Source organism: Limisphaera sp. VF-2, assembly GCF_049537125.1.
Lineage (GTDB): Bacteria > Verrucomicrobiota > Verrucomicrobiia > Limisphaerales > Limisphaeraceae > Limisphaera.
The window spans coordinates 16,018-31,940 of the sequence record NZ_JBMVQY010000005.1 but is presented as its reverse complement, the minus strand read 5'-3'; the positions used below and the strand labels follow the sequence as shown (position 1 = coordinate 31,940).

8 protein-coding genes are annotated in these 15,923 nt (G+C 65.3%); all 8 read right to left on the bottom strand.

The features are described from left to right. Positions 1-56: 56 nt before the first annotated feature. Complete coding sequence (locus ACPDIT_RS13920) at positions 57-6,062, bottom strand: glycosyltransferase (RefSeq protein ID WP_423444463.1); 6,006 nt, start codon at positions 6,060-6,062, stop codon at positions 57-59. Then, positions 6,059-8,695: a methyltransferase domain-containing protein gene (locus ACPDIT_RS13915; RefSeq protein ID WP_423444462.1), complete on the bottom strand. Its 2,637-nt coding sequence runs from the start codon at positions 8,693-8,695 to the stop codon at positions 6,059-6,061. Before ACPDIT_RS13915 ends, ACPDIT_RS13920 begins: the two co-directional genes overlap by 4 nt. Positions 8,696-8,785: 90 nt before the next feature. Continuing rightward, positions 8,786-9,262 (bottom strand): hypothetical protein, encoded by a 477-nt coding sequence (locus ACPDIT_RS13910; RefSeq protein ID WP_423444461.1) that lies wholly within the window; start codon positions 9,260-9,262, stop codon positions 8,786-8,788. Positions 9,263-9,496: 234 nt separating this feature from the next. Then, positions 9,497-10,303, bottom strand: a complete 807-nt coding sequence (locus ACPDIT_RS13905) for a flagellin (RefSeq protein ID WP_423444459.1) — start codon at positions 10,301-10,303, stop codon at positions 9,497-9,499. Further along, positions 10,300-10,632, bottom strand: coding sequence for a carbon storage regulator CsrA (gene csrA, locus ACPDIT_RS13900; protein ID WP_423444457.1), 333 nt, complete (start codon positions 10,630-10,632; stop codon positions 10,300-10,302). Before csrA ends, ACPDIT_RS13905 begins: the two co-directional genes overlap by 4 nt. A 23-nt stretch (positions 10,633-10,655) precedes the next feature. Next, on the bottom strand, positions 10,656-11,102 hold the full coding sequence (gene fliW / locus ACPDIT_RS13895; protein ID WP_423444455.1) for a flagellar assembly protein FliW: 447 nt from the start codon (positions 11,100-11,102) through the stop codon (positions 10,656-10,658). 325 nt (positions 11,103-11,427) lie between these two features. Beyond that, a complete protein-coding gene (locus ACPDIT_RS13890; RefSeq protein ID WP_423444453.1) occupies positions 11,428-12,780 on the bottom strand; it encodes an amidohydrolase family protein in 1,353 nt (450 codons plus the stop codon). Next, positions 12,777-15,656: an amidohydrolase family protein gene (locus tag ACPDIT_RS13885; protein WP_423444451.1), complete on the bottom strand. Its 2,880-nt coding sequence runs from the start codon at positions 15,654-15,656 to the stop codon at positions 12,777-12,779. Before ACPDIT_RS13885 ends, ACPDIT_RS13890 begins: the two co-directional genes overlap by 4 nt. Positions 15,657-15,923 lie beyond the last annotated feature (267 nt).

Sequence of the window (15,923 nt, the reverse complement as noted above, 5' to 3'; positions counted from 1 at the left end):
GGGCTCGCCGCGCGTCCACATTTCTGGAAGCACCTGCGCACCGAGGGTTGATAGCCTTACTTCGCCGCCACGGGCTGAGCCTTTTGCGCTTCCGCGACGGCCGCCTCCAGCACCCGCCCGGCCGTGGGCAGCACTGCACTCCAAGCGGCCAGCGTTTCGTGCAGCACCAGGAGCACCTGCCGGGTGCCCACACGTGCCAGGCGCTGATACCACTGTAGGAAGGCGCGGCTCACCGCCACCTCCTCCACTTGAGCCTGCCACGGGTCGGCTTTTTCCTGCGAAACCAGCGTGCAAATCAATCGTGCGGCAATGGCCTCTGGTTGCGGGGATTCTTGTTCAACGGCCTGCCACAGGTCGAGCGCTGCGCCCGCCTCTCCACTCAACAACAGCGCGCTGGCTCGCTGGACGCGCACCGCCAAATCTGCTCCCTGATAGCGCATGGCCTCGCCCGTCCAATCCCGTGCGAACTCGAGGAACTCGGGCTGACTCAGTGCAATCTGCCCACCCAGCCGCCATGCCTCCACCAGGTCCGGCTGCTGGGTCACGCACTCGGTCAACGTGCGCAACGCGTCCACAGGCCGCTGCTGTTCCACCAGGAACCGGGCATAATCCAGCCGCACACGACCCAGGGGCTCCGGGCCCTGCAGTGCCGCCGCAAACGCCTCTGCGGCCCCTGCCCTGTCCCCTGAACGCCACAAGGCCAGGGCAAGGCAGTGGTGCGGAGCGGCCGTGCGAATCTCGGGCAACACGGGTGCCATGGCGGGCCGGTCCCGCTTCGCCAGGCACTGGCGCATCTGGTCGGCAGCCTCACGGAACTGCCCCCGTTCCAGATACGCCAGGCCCAGCGAAAAATGCAAAGAGGCCGTCAGCCCGCCGTGATTCTTCGCCAGGGGCGAGGTGAGCACGTCGATGACCTCCCCGTACTGACGGGCGGCGAACAGACGCGAAGCCAGTTGTGTTAAAAGCGTTTCCCGCAATTCCGGCACCACCTCGCCAGCGGGCTTGCGTGCCAACGCCTCGAAGGCCTCCCGGTATCGCTGCAGGGCTTCTGTTTCCCGACCCGACCGGGCCAGTTCCAGTCCAAGGTTCATCAACAAATGCGGTTCCCCCGGCAATTCCCGGACCGCCTGCTCCAGCAGCCGCAGGTTGCGCTGGATCTTGTTCCGATCCCGCACCACGTCGGGGCGATAACCGTGATGGCGCAACCGCACATCGCCCGGCCGGTTTTCCAGGCCCCATTCCGCCCGCCGCACCTCGAGGCTGCTGAAGACCTGTTCGTGGACCCGGCCCACGTAAAACAGGCCCGGTGCGTTTCGGAACAGGCGCGGCACATACGACGGTCCTTCGGCCTCGCGGCCCACGTCCACCAACGGCAACCGCCACGCGATCACCTCCCGACAGCGCAGGGCCTCGGGAAGTCGAGCGCGCCCCTCCTCGGTCAACTCCTCATCGGCATCCAGCATCAGAACCCAGTCTCCGCGCGCGTGTTCGAGAGCGGCATTACGCGCGGCACTGAAATCATCGCACCAGGAGAAATGATACACCTCGGCGCCATGGGCACGTGCGATCTCCACCGTGCGATCCTTCGATCCCGTATCCACCACCACGATTTGATGGGCGAGGCCGCGCACCGACTCGAGGCACTGCCCCAGGAACTGTTCCTCGTCCCGCGTGATGAGGCAGACGGTCAACCTCGGCTCCGCCCTGACAGGATCCGCGCGCAGGGGCTCGGGCAGCTCCATCCATTCGGGTTTATGGTCCCCCGAGAAGGACTGCCCGGCAAACTTCCGGGCCGGTTTGTAGCCGGGAGCGATTCGGCGAGCATGCTCGGCACATCGCCGCGCGACCTTCCCGGCGCCGACCCCGCGCGCGATTTCCGCCAGCAGCAGGTACGCTTCCGGGTGGAAAGGCCGCTCCTCCAGTGCCTGAAGCGTGGCCTGCCAGGCCCCGCGTGCGTCGCGTCGCAACCAAAGTTCGCGGGCCCGACGCAAGTTCCCCAACAACGCGCACGGCGGCAGCACAAGGGACGGCTGGCTGACCGGCGCAGTCTTCACCGTAGTTTCCTGCTTCAGAGGTGTCCCGCACCCACCGACCGGGCCCTGTTCACCCAGGGCCTGCAGCCGCGCGGCGGCAACCTCCGCGGCTGCCACCCAGGAAAAATGCGTGCGCGCGAAGGCAGCGGCTTCCCGGCCCCGCGCCCGCGCGTCGTCGGCATCGCCCGCAGCTTGCTGCATGGCTTGAATCAACGCCTCCAGGTCGGGCTCCAGCACCCAGCCGTCGCGCACCAGGGTGAGGCTGCCGACCTTGCTTCCGATCGAACGCCGTTGCGCCGAAATGCGCCAGCCGAAGGTGTCACGGACGAAATCGTCCGTGGCCCCGCCCGCGGTGACGATCACGGGCAAGCCACAAGCCATGGCCTCGAGCACGGGCAGCCCGAACCCCTCGCCCCGGTATGGCAGCACCAGGCAGTGGCAGGCCGTATACAGCCCGGGCAGCTCCTCCGGTGGCCATTCTTCGTCCAGGTAAACGATCTCAGGGGCTCCGGGCCGCGCCTGGAACGCCTTGATTCGCTCGCCGAAGGTCTGACCGGCATACACGCTGCGTCCCCCAAAGTCCTTGATGACCAGGCAGACGTCATCGGCCGCGGTGAACGCACGGCCGTAAGCCTCCAGCAAGAGGTCCGGACCCTTGCGGAAGATGGTCCCTCCCACGAACAGAAACCGAAACTTCTTCGAGGTGGGCAGGGCACGAGGGGCGACGTCCGGGCGAAATCGCGCGGGATCCACGCCGTTCGGGACCACGACCACCTTCTCGGCAGGGACTCCGGAATCCACGTAAACCTGGCGGACGTAATTCGAGGGTACCCAGAACTCGTCCACGTTGGCAGCGGCCCGGATCCACTCCACAGGCAGAGTGCCAAACTCCCAGGGCTGAATCACCACCAGGCGACCCCGGCCGGGTCGGGTCCAGTCCGGCGGCCACGCATGTCGCACCGTCACTGCAGCATGGGGGTTGGGCTGGCGATCCAGTTGTCGGGCCAGTGCGGCAAATGTCTCATCCGAGGCACGATCGATGGCCACGCAGCGGAGCGCCAAATCGGTCCTTTGACTCAAAACCCGCGTAAACTCCCGGTTCACGTGAGAGAGGCTCCCGTGGTCGAGGAACGTTCCGATCCAGTCCACTGCCACGCGCCGGCCGTGCTCCGTCCCGGGCATGCTCTGCATTGGAACTTTCGACGGCTTCTGCGCCCCGCCCCGGTCCGAAACATCGGCTTTTTCGCAGGCCTGGGTCTCGAGGCCGGGCTGGGTCTCCAGCAGTGCGTTTAATGAGGTCCGGGATTCTCGCTGCCACTCTTCCAGCTCCCGGGCGGTCAAGGCAGCGTCGCGCGCTGGGTCGGCTTGCAAGCGCACACCATCCAGCCGCGCCACTTTCCAACCTGTCGCCACCAATCCACGCAGCAGCTCCGCATACGCCAACGGCACGGGCAATTCTTTGCTCAACCCGCCGCCATCGAGGAACGCCTGTCGACGCACCATCAGGCAGCGGGCCAACTGCTTTGCCCTGTTTACGTCTTCACTCATGGCGCCCTCGGGCCAATGTGGCACCACCGCACCCGTCCCTTCAGCTGCGAGCTCACGCGCCATCCGATCGCCGAATTGAGCCGGCAGCTCGACATCCGAGCGAAGAAACAACAACACCGGCGCCTGAGCCCGAAGAGCAATCTGATGCAAATGAACGCTCATCGGAGTTCGCTCCTCGCGCTCATGGACTTGGAGTCGAATTCGCGCACGATCCACACCCGGCAGCGCCAGGAGTTGGGGGGCCAGCTTCGGCTCCGCCAAAACCATCACGTCCAGCCGTCCCTCGTCGGCAAAGACCCGCGTCAGTTGACCGAGACAGCGGGATGCCTCGCCGGCGTCGCGCGGTGGCGCGATGATTACGGCAACTGCGGCTGGTTCGGGTTCCCTGCCCTTCCCTGGCACCGGTCCGAGCATGGCGCTGCCGTATCCGAAGAACTCGTCGGCCGCCCTTGGGTTCTCGACATGATGGACAGCCTGAGGCCAGAGCACGCCTTGCTCGGACAACAGAGCCAAATAGCCCTTGGCGCGCCACAACTTTCGCTCACTCTCACCCCACAGCGCTTTCACACCACCGGCAAAATAGTAGTCGTCAAGCACCAGCGCGCCGAAACGCCGGACTTCTTCGCGCAACGGGAAAGCAGCCGCACGAGCCAGAATCGCCGGCATCGCCGCATCGAGCTCATTGAGCAACTGCTGCGAAAATACACTTCGGCCATCCAGCAAGCCCGGCTTCAGGCCCCGCACCCACAGCCACAATCTTTGGAACCACAGCACCCCATCTTGGAATGCTTTTTGACGCTCCAAAAGCCCCGGAGGGAATCGGAGTTGGTCCAGCCGCGGTCGCACCCGGCCGTCAGCCCCGCGGTCGTAGCCCAAAGTCGTTCCGCAAGGTGCGGCCATCAATTGCTCCACGAATGCAGGAGATCGCAAGAAGGCCCAAAATAGAGCCGTGGGATGACCAAAATTGCCCAGGTAATGCCGCACATCCAGGCCATTCAACGCCCGAAGTGCAGCGTTTTCGGTGGTCACGACATAGCAGCCCACGATGCGGCTTGGCAGGCCCTCCAAGCGCAGAATCTCGTGCAGTTGCCACTGCGCGGACGCGTTGTAGCCGATGTCGCAGACGCCCCACGGCTCGTCCCCGTGCAGCCACGGCTGCAGATATGCCACCACCTTGCGTCGCTCTTCTGCGCTGCGCTCTTCGATCTTCCTGGCTATCTCCGGCCGAAACAGGAACCGCGCCAGTTCGATGACGCGCTCCGGACTTGCGAGGCGTTCGCCGGGGGAGATTTTCAAGCCGTGGCAAAGTTGGGGGCCGAGCCCCAGATCGGCCATGATCTCCCGAACCGTCAGCGTTTGGCGACGGTTTAACCAGTCCACCAGCTTTTGTGCAGTAAGCCGGCCGAGGGCGGCCAGCTCGGTGGCTTTCCGGTTGGCATACAGCGGCTCCACCCCCAAAGCGAGCCCGCGGGCGCGAGCCTCGGCCTCGAGCAACCGACCCAGCAGAGCCCCTTCTCGCATGAAGGCCCCGACACGGCGCACACCTGCGGTCGCAAATTGATCGCAGGCCCAGCCGGCAAACCGAGTGAGCACGGGCCCGATGATCGCAGCCCCAAAACGGCCGAAGAAGTCGATGTCCCGGTCGCCCGTAAACGCACGCGCCGCCAACACTCGAAGCGACTCCAACGCAAAGGTGGGACTACAAGCCCCGAGCAGGAACCGCTCGCGCTCGAACACCACGGGCAATCGACAATCCGGCGCCTCATAGACCAACGCACGCACGCCGGCACGGTGAGCCCCGGCCACATCCGCTTCGACATTGTCACCCAGATGCAGCAGTTGCTCGGGCTTCAAACCTTGATCGGCCAGGACCTTGCGAAACAGATTGCCCGTGCCTTTGCACCTCTGCGCATCGCCGGAAGTGTAAATCGCATCGAAGATTGCCGGATCCAGCCCGTTGGCTCGCACGATCCCCCGCAGGTGATCGCCGGAAAGGTATACATCAGAGATGATGAACAGCCGCAGTCCACGGTCCTTCAGCCGGACGGCGAACTGAACCATGGCCGGGTTGAGACAGCAGAGGTCTTCTTCCGCTGCCAGTTCCAGAACCCCAGCAGCATCGGATTCGGGGACGATGGTCTGCAGTTCCTGTAGAATCTGCTGGAGCGTAATGTCCTCGGATTCGGGGGCTTCGACCAGCCGCCGCTCACGCGCCCGCACCTCTGCCATCCGACGATACACGCGATAGTCCGCCGGAGATACATGCCGCGGAAGTCTGCCCGACTCCTGGAGCCGTCGGCCGACCTCGCTGAATACGCCCGTAGGTTCGGCGGTCCAGCGCCACACGAGGGTGTCGAAAAAGTCGAAGGACACAGCGCGAATCTGCGGATGCAAGCGCTGCAGCAGCGCTTCGGCATGCCGCAGTACGGCGTCCCGTTGCCACAGATCCTCCGGCAAACCGCTCAAGCAGGCGAGGCTCATAGACATCCACCGTTGGGCCGGGCGCGATGCGCCTCCAGCCAGTTGCGGGTTTCTTTCCAACGACAGGCGGCCGGGGGCAGGCCGCGGCTGTCCATCGCCACGCGGGCAATGTACGCCGCAAAATCGCGCAAGTGTCGGCGCGTGGGCACGTCGGGTGCAGCACCAATCAGGAATCGATCCATGATCCAGCAAAGGAACGCCTGAGCCCGCGCACGGATTTCCGGCCAGCCACGCCGGGTCAGGGCTTCGTCGAGCCGGCTGGCCAGGCTTTCCGGAGCGTCCACCTCGTACGTCGCACCGCGTCCCCACCAGGCGCTGCGGGCCAACAGCAGCACGGGCTTGTCGTAGAGCACCGCCTCGAACTGCAGCGTGGTGTACTGGGCGGCGATCACGTCGGCGGCTTCGATCAACGTGTGGACATTGACGTCGCGCACCACCGGAATGCCCTCGATCTTTGCCACCGCATAGGGATCTGCATCCAGGGGATGAGGTTTGAACACAAAAACAGTGTCGGGTCGTTGCCGGACGACCTGCCACAACGCCATCAAGGCTTCCTGGGTGCTGGGAAGGCCGGTAAAGAAGTTGCGATCATAGTTTGGCGAGTAACGCCCGTGCCCGTTGGCTTCGTAACCCCCGCCCAGGAACACGACCAACCGTTTGTCATCTGCGCCCAGTTGTCGTCGCAACTCCTTAGCACCACCGGGAGTTTCGGGCTGCGGATATTTCTGAGGTCTTCGAGTCCGATAATAGGATTGGATGGCCGCAAACCGTTCAGCGGGGGCCGGTGGCATCTCCTGGGCGAGCCAGTGCATTCGGAGGTCCGACCAGGCCTGGATCCCACGAGACTCCACCATCAGGGTATCGGGCAACAGGCCGCGCTCGTAGATCAACCCGGGCAGATGAGAATCCCAAGCCAGGCGTTGGGCCAATGCGGTTTGGGCAAGCGTATTGTCTGCCAGCAGCAAGAAGGCTGGTTGCAACCGTTCGAGCATCCCGCGGTAGTAGGTGCGGAACGCGGCCAGGCCTGCCAGGGCCTGATCGAGTCCATACCCGTGAGCCGCCCGACTCGTGTCCGCGCGGAGCCAGTGCATCTCACCGGGGGAGGCGCTCAGACCTTCCGCCCCCGTCCAGCCGGGGAACATGGAGGCAAAATCGCGAAGCAAATAGGGGTGGAGGCTCACGGGAAACGGCAGCGGCGGGTCGGGCAAGGTGGTGCTCAGCAGCACCAGCTGGCAATGCTGCCGGGCCAGTTCCTCGCCCAGCGTTTCCCACATCCATCGCGTGGCCGGCGTCCAGAGCAGGTAATTCGTGGCCAGGACCACGGTGGTGGAGGTTTTCAACAGGGTCGGAGCCGCCACTTCAGGGGACGGCTGTGGCGAAGAGCTCGGGCTGTCGCTGCACCGGGCAGCATTTTTGCGCTTTTCAGCCACACAGATCCACCACTCGGCATCCCGTTGGTCTTCGGGAGTGGGCGACAATTCTGGGATCGGGACGAGCCGCCGTGGTTGCGGGCGTTTCCACCCGCCGCCCGCATTTTGCCGGTAAAGCGCTCGCCAGTCGAACCATCGCGCCACTTGATCGTGGAATTGGGCAAACTCGTACACATGGAGGTGGTACGGCACAGGGTTCCGTCCCTGTTCATCCACCCACAGATTCGGTACGGAGCCGATGAAGAAGCCGCCCGGTTTCAGAACCCGCGCAAACTCGCGCAACGCCAACTCGGGATTGGGCAGATGTTCCAGCGTCTCGAAGCTCACGACAAGATCCACGGACGCATCTTCCAGAAAATCCAACCGGGTCACGTCTCCCCGGTGAAACTCCAGTCGCGGATCGCCGGAGGCGTAGTGCAGGCGCGCGTACTCGATGGCCCACGCACTGCAGTCCAGTCCCACGATTCGGCCCGCCCCGGTACCGGCCGCCAGAACCGCCGAGCCGTATCCCAGGCCGCAGGCTGCGTCCAGGACCACGGCCCCGGGCCGGACATGCTGGCGCGCCAGCGCATATCGCGCCAGGTGCGCGTCGGAGCGCACGCCGGGCTCGCGAAGCATGTCCATGTGGAGGTTTCGCTCGGCTTCCAGGGCCGACAGCGGGTGCTCGGCCATCGCGGCATCCGGGATCTTTTCAAAAACCAGCACCTGCACCGGCGCGTGATCCGCTGATTCATCAAAGGGAACCAGGACCGGCGTAAGCGGGTGTTTGCGAAAGCCCGCAGCCAGAAAGCGTCGTTCCCACCAGACACGGCTCCGTTCACCGCTGGCCTCCAACGTAATCCAGAGGTTTCGCCCCACGAGCCGCCGCAGCTCTGGCAACCACGCATCCAGGGCATCCTCGGGCAGGCGACCCACGGTGCCGACACAAAAAACCGTTTCCGCCGGGGCTTCGGGCAGCGGAGTGAGAACACCCACTCCTGCCGACAACCGGATTTCGAGCGGGGCGAGGCTGCGCCGCGATTCGGGTGAATGCCATTGCCACCGGATCGTATCTGCATTCAGCCACTCCAGCTCGGCAACCGAGCAGGCGCCGAAGAAATCGATCAATCCGCGAACGAAACCACCGAGACCCTCGGAGCGACCGGCGTCCGCTTGGCGCGCCTGCCGCGAGTTCTCCAACGTCTGCTGCTCCGCAATTGCCATCTGCTCGGGCATGGATCGTTCAGGCTGTTGGAAGGGAAGGAGAAGGTTTTCCCGGTCCTTGCGGAGCGGCGGTCCGGACTGCGGGGCACGTCATGCGTTGCGGGATGCGAGCCGTTGCAGGCGTTCCCAAACCAGCCGCGCCGCAGTGTCGTCGGGAGCCAACTGGCATGCGTGTTCCGCCAGCACAAGCGCCTGAGTCGTCTGCCCGAGCCGTTCGTGCACCAGCGCCAGATACACAAACGTGCGGGCGTCCCCGGGACGGAGGCGGCCGGCGCGGACGAACGCCATGCCGGCCCGCGGATACTCACCCAACAGATACTGCACGCAACCAAGGGTCTGCCACACCTCGGGATCGCGGGGATCCAGGGCCGCCGCATGGAGCAAAAAGTCGCGCGCGGCACCGAGTTGCCCGTCCGCAAACCATTCGTCCGCGCGTGCTAGGCACCAGTCCTTTAATGCCGCACGTCGCCTGGGAGAAAGTGTCCGGGGCATGGCCACCCCTGCCGGACGCGTTTTGCCGCTTCGACTCCCTTGATGCAGAACGGCTTCCAGGGTCTGAGGGCTCATAAGCTCGTTGCGTGATTCGGGTGCATCCGTTGGTGTCGGACCGCGGTCCTGCCTGTATGGGCCGGAGCCGAGCCGGCATCGGATCATGGACTTTTCCAACTCGCGTTGTGTGGATCGCCACCTTCACGAACCGGGCGGATCTGGAATCGGACCCGATCCGCCCGGGGGAAGGAGCCAGCGGTTCGTCCAGTTTTGGCGACCTGACGAAGTCGCTGGACACTTGCAAGGTGCCGTTTACTGCAGCAGCGGCAGCGTCCTGTCGGGCTGCACATGGCCCTGGGCCCGCAGGGCCTCGCTGCTCTGCACCAAAAACCGTGCGCTCAGCTGACGAACAACCAGCTCGGCCTGACCTGCATCGCGGAGCCGAACCGTCGCAGCCGCCAAATTCTCCTGCTCGATTTCCAAGGTCTCGCCCGCACGGAGCAGCGCCTCGTGGCCAGTCTTGAGCCGGGCGCGATCCTCGGCGAGGGCGGACGTCGCGGCCTCCAGCAGCTTGACGGCCTCAGCGGCCAGCTCTGGAGTATCCACGCGTGCAGTGCGCAATTCCTCATACACCGGCCGATCAAAGGCCGGTGCGGACAGCGAAACGGTCCTGCCGGTCGTGTCCAAAGGCACCTCTCGCACAGAGCCGTCGAACAGCGGTTCGCCATTGAGCCGTCGTGCGCTCAGATCCTCGACCCTCTGTGCAAGGCGCCCAAATTCATCCCGTACCCTCTCACGATCCGGCCCCGGCAGGGTCGGATCGGCAGCCTGCCGCCCCAATCCGGTCATTCGCGACAAGGTGGCATCGAGCTCGTCCAGGTATGCCAACTGGGTTTGCGCACGCGTGACCGCGGCTCCCAGGCCGTCCTGCACCAACTGCAACTGACGAATCCGCACCGTCGGTCCGGCCGAAGCCTCGGCTGCCCCAGCAACTTCTCCTGTTTTGCCGATGATGGGAACGTCCTGTCCGGGTCGGGGCTCAACCCGGGTCCGCCGAACCGGGGTGCTGATCCCGCGCAGCCCCGCGCCATCTTCCGTGATGTGATGCTGAATGATCATGGCCGGTTCTCTTGCACAGCAGATCTGGTGCCACGCCGTGGGTTGGGTGGACGAACGACGATCTGCGGACGCACAGAGCCGTTGGCCTGGGATTCGGTGGCGGCCGCGGGTCGGGCCAGAGGGACCCGGGGCAAGGGCGGCTTCTGTGTCACTGCCGCGCCGCGGTTGTTGCCCTGGATTTCCAAGTACACCTCCATGCGATGCACCGGCACCTCGGGGGGCGCTTCGATCCCGACCTTGACGATGTCGCCCTCCACTCGGACGACCTTCACGTGGATCCGCCCGTCGATCATGATGCTTTCGCCGGGTTTGCGGGAGAGAATGAGCATGGCAGAGCGAACGGGCGCAGGATTCAATCGGCCGACTGGGTCACCGGCAGCGGATGCTGCACCGAATACTCGATGGCATTGGCAATGACGACCTGTTTGGCCATCCAGGTGTGCCGGTTGATGACGATGGGCCCCTTGAGGTTGACCGTGGCGCGCTGAGGACTGTGGATCGTAACGATGTTGAGCAACAGGGCGTCTTCGGGTCCCTTGAGCCCCAGCAGTGCGACATCCGGCGGCGGAATGTCCGGGCGATAGTCCGGCAAAACCAGGAAAGGATCCACCACCACGAAGGCCAGGCCCGAGGGGTCCTGAGCCTGCAACCATCCGAAGGGCGCTTCGTCCGGATGGAAAACCAGCAGATACTCACGGATCGACTCGAACCCGAGCAGCCCGGTGGGCATCCGCACCGGTTGCACCGTCGGGCGCGGTTCCGCCGCTTCCTGCTCGCCGACAGTCACGCAATTCGTCATGCCACGGGCCGCAGAGCAACGGCCATGCCAGCAGGTGTCTCTGCGCGAACGATCCCTTGATTTCGAGGGAGTTTTGGCAGTTTCGCATCAGGCCGCAGTGGCGGATAACGCAGAGCGATTCTCGCGGTCAGGCGTCAGACCCGGCAAAAAGGTACCGTGCCGGGTGAAAATTGCCTCTGCAACCGTGAGGGCAAAACGGGGGAAGATGGAACGCCGCCTGGATGGCCCGGCCGCGGTCGGACCTGCCGTCCGGGCTCCTGCGCTCGTGAGCGTCCTGACAAGCGTCGTCCCTTCGGCCCCGCAATCCGCTGGCGCCGCTGTTCCCTCAGGGCTTCACCGACCGCAAAACCGGGCGTTGACGGTACTTTTCGTACAAGCGCGTGTGGCGGCTTTCGAGGCTCACCTCCTGCCCCTGAATCCACATGCGCCGCACGTTGGAGCGGATATCAAACAGGTCCCCGTCCACGGCAAAGAGTGTCGCCTCTTTCCCCGGCTCGATCGATCCCAACCGGTCGGCCAGACCCAGCCACTGGGCGGGCGCCAAAGTCAAAGCGCGCAGGGCGGCTTCTGGTGGCAGGCCGTGCGCAACCGCCTGCGCGGCATGGTAGGGCAGATTCTTCACCAACGACGCGTCATCCGTGCCGGTGCTGAATCCAAGCGGCACACCTGCCTCATGGAGCCGCGCAGGGGCGCGGAAATGCACGTCGTACGGATCCGTGTCCCGCACGGGCCGCGTAAAGACATGCTCGAAGACGACGGGGATTTGCAGCTCCGCCAACCGCGCAGCCTCGCGCCAGGCATCCCGACCCCCGGCCAATATGATGCGGAATCGATTCGTAACCGCCCACGCAATCGCGGCTCGAATCTGGCGGATCTCGTCTGCATGAACCACGATGGGGTGCTGGCCGCGAATAAAGGGCAACATGGCTTCCCACACCGGCACCATGCCCGGTTGATGGTAACGCGGAGGCCGGTCCGGATCCTGGGCCCGGGCATAGGCTTGGGCCTGACGGAAGAAGTCCTCCAGTGCTTTGAGCCGTGCGGCTCGCTCGCGCGCTTGCTCCTCGAGGGACTTCCACCGCCCCGGCTCGGGCGCCTGCTCCCTGGGCGTGTAGTCCAGCTCCAGAGACGGCCAGTACACATGAAGAGCCCAGGGACCCTGGACCAGCATGTCCCGCACGGTCCAACCCGAGAGGCGCAGCAGGCCGGACTGACCCGCCACCACACCGCCAGTGGGCACCGGCTCGAAAAAGGCGATCCCATTGGCGCGCGCCACCGGAAGAAGTTCTGAATCAGGATTGACCGCCAGCCAGGAGGCCACCTCCGGAGTAAACTCCCCGACCTCTCGTTGATCCAACGTAGCGCGAATTGCGTCGATCTCCTTCAACCCGAGACCGGTGTTCAGCGCGATCAGGCCGGGATAGAGGTGCAGGCCGGTAAGGTCCACGCGCCGCGCCTGCGGTGCATCCAGTTTCGAGCCCACCGCCACAATCCGGTCTCCTTCGATCAACACTTCACCGGACAACAACGTCGGGCCGTTCACCGTGTGGACCACGGCTCCCGTGAGCAACAACGGCTCCGCGGCCACCAAACGGCTGATGCCGGCGAGCACCACGAGAAGGCGCCATGCATGGCGCAGGCCAACCGGGGGTCCAGCCCGTCGAACAGTTCGCTTCATGGCTCGATATCCTCGCAGTGCGCGTTGTGGCCCCGTTGTTCCCACGAAACCCGGAAAAAGCCTTCGCCGGACAAGTCCCGCTCCGGTGCGGCTTCACGCCCGGATCGCGTCAACCGACGGGCCTTTTCGAGCAGCCGCGCCCGTTCCTCTTCCCTCGCCCGCGCCCGTCGCCGGGCGGCTTCCCGCTCGAAGTACTGGCGGCCGTCGATCCACGTCTGCAGACAAACCGTCCGCGCATCCAGCGGGGGATGGGACCAGACGGCGAAGTCCGCGTCCTTGCCCGGTTCCAAGCTGCCGACGCGTTGGTCGATCCCCAACAAGCGCGCAGGATGCAACGTGACCAGCCGCAGGGCCTCTTCCTCCGTCAATCCGCCATACTTCACCGCTTTCGCCGCCTCGGTATTGAGGCGACGGGCCAGATCGGAGGAGTCAGACTTGAAGGCCACCACCACCCCGCGCCGGTGCATCAGGGCTCCGGCGTAGGGGATGGCGTCGTAAACCTCGAACTTGTACGCCCACCAATCGGCAAAGGTCGCCACACCGGCGCCGTGGGCTGCGATTTCATCGGCCACTTTGTACCCTTCCAGTCCATGTTCCAACGACGCCACGCGCACGCCGAAATCCTCCATGACCTGGAGGAAAGCCAGGATCTCGTCCTGCCGGTAGGCATGGCAATGCACCTGGCGTCGGCCCTCCAGCACTTCGGCCAATGCCTCCAGCTCCAGGTCCGGGCGCGGCGGCAGTTCCCCTCGTTGCTGCGCCTGCTGTTGCGCCAGTCGATACTCGCGCGCGGCGGCCAGTCGGTTGGCGATGAAGGCCGGTACCCCCATCCGCGTCTGCGGGAAGCGCGTGGTGGCGCGATCGCCCCAGTTGGACTGTTTGACGTTTTCGCCCAGCGCCATTTTGATCCCCGGCGGGGCGCCCCGTACCAGCATTTCTTCAGGAGCCGATCCCACGCGCAGCTTGATCACCGCGCTCTGACCCCCGATGGGATTGGCCGAGCCATGGAGCAACTGGCACGTGGTCAGCCCGCCGGCCAGTTGTTCCCAAAGCGTCGGGGACTCGGAGTTGATCACGTCCTCGATGCGAACCATGGCCGTAGAGGGCAGCGTGGCCTCGTTGACCGCGCCGAGGATGGCGGTGTGACTGTGGGCATCGATCAAGCCCGGTGTGACATGGGCACCCTGCAGATCCAGCACTTCGGCGCCGGGATGGTCCGGGACGGATGTGCCCACGGCGGTGATTCGGCCGTCGACCACGAGCATCTGGCCGTTGGGGATGACCCCCGCGGGTCCGCAGGTCCAGAGGGTGGCATCTACCACCTTCAGGGCGGCGGGCGACCGAAGAGGTCCTGTTTCCTCGCGCGGCGAGCGTGCCACGCGCCGCGCCCGGTCGGCTCGCTGTTCCTCACGCTTCCTGCGCGCCTCTGGAGATTCCGGCCCGTTTTCACCGTCCCGCGGTCGATCCTCCGTCAAATCCGCCGGCTGACGAAACACACGGCCTTCCACCCAAACCTGGCGGACCTTGGCTTCGGGATCGAAGTAACTTGCTCCTTCAACCACGGTGAAATTGGCGAGCTTTCCCGGTTCGATGGAGCCCAGCCAGGATTCGACCCCGCACAGCCGCGCCGGGACCACGGTCAACGCAGCCAGCGCGTCCTCCTCGCTCAGGCCGCGGTCAAGGGCCAGGCGCAGCTTCTGCCGAAACTGCTTGCGGTCGCGGAGTCCATGAGTGGTGAGGGCGACGGTGCACCCCTGCTGCCGGAGCAGGGCCGGATTCTCCGGCGCCCAATCCCACGCACGCAGCCGGTCCAGATCAACCTGTTCCCAGTCGTCGTCCGAGGGTAACCGCGGAAGCTCCGGAAACGCCACGGGCACAATCCACGGCGCCCGGATTCCCGACCACAGATCGGGACGACGCCACTCTTCCCCACAGGCAACCAGGACGGGCTCCAGCCCGAACTGCGCCGCCAGTCGGAGGGCACGGTGCGCCATCAAAACGCTGCCCGGCTCGATCACCAGTCGCTGCCGGCCCTCCCACAAAGGGCCCAACGCTTCGAGCGCGGGATTGAACTCCGGACGTCGCGTCTTCTCAGGGCTTCGGGCAAAGCGCTGCCAGGCCTCGCGGTAATGCTGCGCGTCCAACATGGTTTGGCGCCAAACGGCCAACACCCCCATGAGCGAGGCGGGAAATTCGCGACGGTCTCCGCGACGGCCCGGCTCGAACGCCAGGTGTTGGAAAACATCCGCCCGTAGAATGAGACGATTCGGATCGCCGTCGCCCAACAACACCAGGGCACTTTGCCCCCGCAGGATGCCTTCGGCCGGCGCCATCACGGCGGCGGTGAAGCCCAGTTCCCGCAGCGTCGCCCAGACCTTTTCATCGGGGGAAACACTCTCCACCGCCCGTCGCTGGGGAGTGACCCGGGCCACCGGGTGACCGGGGCCGCGCGTGCCGGGATCGGGCTGTTGCCCGGGCGCGCCCCAAAACTGGTACCCAGCCGCCGTGAGACTCTCCAGTCCCACCGGTTCCACCATCCGTGTGTCCACCGGCGGATTGGTCGCCGCCGGCACATAAAGAGGCTCGATAAACCCGGCATAAATGGTCCGGCCGTGCATGCTCCAAACCTCCGCCTCTGGGGGTACGGTCACGTTGGTCCCGACGGCTTCGACCCGACCCTCCCGCACCAGAATCGTCGCCGCGTCAAGCACCTCTCCCGGCCGCACCACGACCCGGCCCCCCACCAACGCGCGAACCTCGGGGGGCGGGGCTCGTAATCCCGGGGGGAGAATCTCCGACGCTCCCTGCGTCCCAGTGGCCAGGCCCAGCCAAACCCCCAGCCAGAGGGGAGATGCATGTGTGAGGACCCGATTCATGGTGGCGGCACCATAAGATGCCGACCCGGGAGCAGGCAAGGCTTGAGCCCCCACAGGTGCACCGTCCACGCAAGGATCATGGCCTGCCGAGCGGTCAGCAAAGCCCGTGCTCGTCCCCCTCTGCCAAAGGGCCGACCCACTCGTTGGGCCCCGAAGGCGGCTCCGAGTCCTGAAAGCCCACGCCCCACCTTCGGGACCGGGAGCTTCTCGTCCCCTCCAAAAGGGGGTCGCGCGCACAGCGACCCGGGCCTTTCAGCCGTTTCGATG